The sequence below is a fragment of the Bartonella sp. TS25HLJMH genome, assembly GCF_042193505.1.
Taxonomy (GTDB): Bacteria; Pseudomonadota; Alphaproteobacteria; order Rhizobiales; family Rhizobiaceae; genus Bartonella; species Bartonella grahamii.
The window spans coordinates 57,590-62,142 of record NZ_JBHILV010000011.1; the positions used below are offsets into that span (position 1 = coordinate 57,590).

5 protein-coding genes and 1 tRNA gene are annotated in these 4,553 nt (G+C 37.7%); 5 read left to right on the top strand and 1 reads right to left on the bottom strand.

The window, feature by feature from the left end; all coding sequences use genetic code 11:
* On the bottom strand, nt 1–389 hold a 389-nt coding region (locus tag ACFINF_RS06320; RefSeq protein ID WP_375620134.1), incomplete at its 3' end, for a hypothetical protein.
* Between the two features lie 198 nt (nt 390–587).
* Here ACFINF_RS06320 and ACFINF_RS06325 point away from each other — a divergent pair.
* The 5 genes from ACFINF_RS06325 (at nt 588) to ACFINF_RS06345 (ending at nt 4,432) form a co-directional block, all read left to right on the top strand.
* Nucleotides 588–1,538: a siderophore ABC transporter substrate-binding protein gene (locus ACFINF_RS06325; RefSeq protein ID WP_375620135.1), complete on the top strand. Its 951-nt coding sequence runs from the start codon at nt 588–590 to the stop codon at nt 1,536–1,538.
* Nucleotides 1,539–1,640: 102 nt separating this feature from the next.
* Nucleotides 1,641–2,597 carry an ABC transporter permease gene (locus tag ACFINF_RS06330; RefSeq protein ID WP_375620136.1) on the top strand — a complete coding sequence of 319 codons (957 nt, stop codon included), beginning with the start codon at nt 1,641–1,643 and terminating at the stop codon, nt 2,595–2,597.
* Complete coding sequence (locus ACFINF_RS06335; protein ID WP_375620137.1) at nt 2,590–3,540, top strand: iron chelate uptake ABC transporter family permease subunit; 951 nt, start codon at nt 2,590–2,592, stop codon at nt 3,538–3,540. The genes ACFINF_RS06330 and ACFINF_RS06335 overlap by 8 nt, the downstream gene beginning before the upstream one ends.
* Nucleotides 3,537–4,295, top strand: a complete 759-nt coding sequence (locus ACFINF_RS06340) for an ABC transporter ATP-binding protein (RefSeq protein WP_375620138.1) — start codon at nt 3,537–3,539, stop codon at nt 4,293–4,295. Before ACFINF_RS06335 ends, ACFINF_RS06340 begins: the two co-directional genes overlap by 4 nt.
* A gap of 63 nt (nt 4,296–4,358) precedes the next feature.
* Nucleotides 4,359–4,432, top strand: a tRNA-Gln gene (locus tag ACFINF_RS06345).
* Nucleotides 4,433–4,553: the final 121 nt, after the last annotated feature.

Below are 4,553 nucleotides of genomic sequence, written 5' to 3' on the forward strand. Positions count from 1 at the left end.
GGAACAGCAGCACCAGCACGTGGAACAGCAGCACCAGCACGTGGAACACTATTACCTGAATAGCTCATTAGACTACCAAGATCAACAATAGCATTCTGTTCACTAGAGTGACAACTAGTAATAGGTAAGTATACCTTCTGATTCTTACGCACAGTCCCCGATGCACCCCCAGCTATAATACCCTTGGATTCACCTGAAGAAGGTGCAGCTGGAGAAGGTGCAGCTGGAGAAGGTGTAACTGCATTTGCGTATGATAAAGATGTTCCGAAGCTCGGCAATAACAACCGATTACCCATCACCTCCATAGAAGAATCTACACCTTGTAAAAAGAAGAGAGCACTTGTTGTCAGTGCGTACAGACTTGTACGCTTTTTAAATACATTGGTCATATGTTAAACTTTCTAAATAATGTTGCAAAAACACTAGAATTAAGTGAAAATGAGGTAAGTGAACAATTTGTAACATATGTTAGTCAATTTTACAACATACTGTTATTTATTTACGCTCCATTTTGTGCATAAAAATACCAAAGTTAAGTTTTTAAGTGCGCAACCCCTTGTAATATTAGATAAAAGGATAAAATTACGATGATAAAATATATGAAACGGATAACTTCTGTTTTACTGGTTGCAACCAGCTTTGCAACAGCTTTATGGACACAGACGAGTATTGCAAATACGAGTACTCAAACAAATGTAACAATTAATCATGTTGCAGGCACGACTCCTGTTCCTGCTTCTCCGCAAAAGGTTGTTGTGTTTGATATTGCCTCTCTTGATAATATGAATCGCCTTGGTATCAAAGCGGTTATCGGTATTCCTGAAGGAAAAAAACCATCCTATCTGCAACAATTTGATGATGCAAAATATGAAAAAATTGGTACCCTTTTTGAACCCGATTATGAAAAAATTGCCACTCTTCAACCTGATTTGATTATCATTTCCTCCAGAACTCAAGCAAAATATAACGATTTATCCAAAATCGCTCCAACAATTGATCTAACTGTAGGAAATGAAAACTCTCTTGCAGATATTGAACGGAATGTGTCTATCCTTGGCAAAATTTTTGGCAAAGAAAAAGAAGCTGCAGCAGAAATTGCAAAACTCAATGAAACTTTAGCTGAAGTTCGTAAAAATACTAAAGGAAAAGGCCATGGTCTTGTACTCATGACCTCTGGTGGAAAAATCAGTGCCTTAGGACCAAAATCACGTTTTGATATTTTGCATTCCGCTTTTGGAATTGCCCCAGCAACCGATAAACTCACTGTACAAAAACATGGACAGCTCATTTCTCCTGAATTTATTCTTGAGACAAATCCTGATTGGTTGTTGGTGATTGATCGGGATGCCGCAATTGGACGTGAAGGGCAATCTGCAGCACAATTGCTTAACAATGAGCTTGTTCACCGCACAACAGCAAGCAAACAAAATCAAATTATTTATTTGGACTCTTGGAGCTGGTATCGTGCAAGTGGTGGTTTAACGGGACTCATTGAAACCGCTAAGCAAATCAATGAAGCCTTTACAAAGAGCAAATAAGCGTACAAAAGAGCTTGCTTGCTATATAAATAAAATTTAAAAGCAGAGGTTGTTTATTAAGCAGTCTTTGCTTTTTTAGGTTTTGTTAGAAAATGATTTAACGTGAAGAATTACTGGATAACCATAACACTTCTCATTCTCCTGTCTATCCTCAGCATTTTTGTTGGTTATTCTGATGTCAAGCCTTTTGACCTTTTTGCAGCCGATCCCCATGCGTGGCTTATTTTTTGGCAAACACGTCTTCCTCGTACCATTTCAATTCTTTTAGTAGGTGCGTCACTTGCACTTTCAGGTATGATTATGCAACTATTGACACGAAATCGCTTTGTCGAGCCATCAACCGCTGGAACTGTTGAATCTGCTTCTCTTGGCATTCTTTTTATTATGATTTTTTTGCCCGATATTTCTGTTTTAGGAAAAATGGCCGTTGCGACACTTTTTGCCATGACAGGCACTTTACTTTTTATGTTTTTATTGCGCCGCATTCCTCTAAAATCTGCTCTCATTGTACCCCTTACAGGGATTATGCTAAGCTATATTATTGGCTCTTTAACCAATGCCATTGCAGATTATGAAATGTTACTTCCCTCTCTTCAAGCTTACTTATTTGGCAGTTTTTCAATGGTTCTTGAAGGAAAATATGAGCTCTTATGGCTATCCCTTCCCCTTTGTATTCTAGCCTATTGTACTGCTGATCGCTTCACGGTTGCAAGTTTGGGAGAAGATCTAACCAATAACCTTGGATTGAATTATCGTATTGTCATGTTTTGGGGTCTTTTTATTGTCGCCTCAATCACTGCTGTTGTTGTCTGTACAATTGGCCGTATTCCTTTTGTTGGACTCATTGTTCCCAACCTTGTGTCAAATTTCATGGGCGATAATATGCGCCGTACTGCTCCTTGGGTGGCCATCAGCGGTGCAGGATTGGTCTTGATTTGTGATCTTGTAGGACGAATAATTCATCCCTCTCTTGAAATTCCCATCAGCACTATGATGGGTGTAATCGGTAGTTTTATTTTTATGATACTGCTATTACGCTGGAGAAAGCGTCTTGGATAGAAGAAGAAAAACAATATGTGTACTAACAACACTTATTATCATAGCATGTACTGTCATTAGTCTTTACATGACGTGGAATATCAATGTTTATACATGGACATTTCGTCTTACAAAACTTTCCTCTCTGCTTCTTATTGCCTATGCAATAAGCGTTTCTACGGTTTTATTTCAAACAATCGTTAATAACCGTCTTCTTACCCCTTCAATTATGGGATTTGATCAGCTTTATATTTTAATAAAGACTGTTCTGATATATTTTGTAGGCTCTCTTTCTTTGCCCTTTTTAAATGAAGAAGGACAACTCATTCTCGAAGCCCTCATTCTTATTCTTTTTTCAATAAGCCTTTTTCGCTGGCTATTTTCAGGAAGCCTAAAAGGACTTCACTTAACGCTTTTAATTGGTGTTGTTTTAGGCGGCTTTTTTTTCAGTTTACGGATGTTTATGCAATTGCAATTAAATCCAGACCAAATGATGAATTTAACGGATATTATGTTTGCAAATTTTAATAAATTTAATACATCACTCATAAGCTTTGCCACAATCATTGTCTTCATTGTGAGTCTGATTGGATGGCATTCCCGTCATCTTCTTGATATTTTGGCTTTGGGACGTGATAACGCTCTTAATCTTGGCGTTAATTACCACAAAAGTGCAACAGCTGTCCTTATTTTTGTTTCCATTCTCGTTTCCATTTCTACCGCATTGGTAGGCCCCGTCACCTTTTTTGGACTGTTAGTTGCCAACCTTTCCTATGAAATTTCTCCTCAAGCAAAACACAGTGTTGTTGTGCCGATTGCAATATTATTAGCAATTATTTGTTTGGTGGGGGGACAATTTATTTTAGAGCAAATTTTTCACATGGCAGGACGTTTAAGTTTTATCATTGAGTTTTGTGGGGGTATTGTTTTCTTAATGCTACTAATGAAGGGAAAACTGAAATGATTGAGATCAATCATCTTTCCAAGGCTTACGGAGCACGATTGATTATCGATAATTTATGCCTTCATCTTCCCAAAGGGGGAATTATTTCTCTCATTGGGCCAAATGGTTCGGGAAAATCAACTCTTTTAATGCTGATAAGACGTCTTTTGCCACACCATAATGGTACAATTCATATCGACGGCTTTGATATTGATAAAATGCCCCACGACATTTTGGCTCAAAAACTCTCAATTCTGCGTCAAGATAATCCTTTATCCTTCCGTTTAACCGTGTACGATTTAGTAAGTTTCGGACGCTATCCTTATTCAAAAGGCTGGTATACACATGAAGATAAACAATTTATCGACAGTGCTCTACGCTATCTCGGCTTACAAGATTTAAAAGACCGTTTTTTAGATGAGCTTTCTGGCGGTCAGCGTCAACGCGCTTTTATAGCCATGGTTATCTGCCAAGATACTGATTATCTTCTCTTAGATGAACCATTAAACAATCTGGATATGAAACATGCCGTTTCTATGATGAAGCAATTACGCCGCACAGCTGATGAACTGAAAAAAACCATTCTTATTGTTATGCACGATATTAATTTTGCCTCATCTTATTCAGATATGATTGTTGCACTGAAAAATGGAAAAGCAGCCTATTGTGGAACTCCCAAAGAAATTATGCAACCAGAAGTTCTTAAAGACATTTATGATGTTGATATTCAAATCAAAACAATCAATGACATTCCTATCGCCCTTTATTATCGATAATCTAAAGATTTTTTGCGCTTGCCTACACTGTAGAATCTGCTAGAGATGATAAAATTGGCTTATTGGGGAATAGTTTAATGGTAGAACAGCGGACTCTGACTCCGTCAATCTTGGTTCGAATCCAAGTTCCCCAGCCAGTATAGCTGTATGTATGTATGTAGCTTTGTAGCTGTTGTAGCTTTGTAGCTTGTCAGCGGGTTTTGTATATTTTGCCACTAGGTTTTGTACCAATTTATTTTTTCTCAAAGAGTTTTAAAG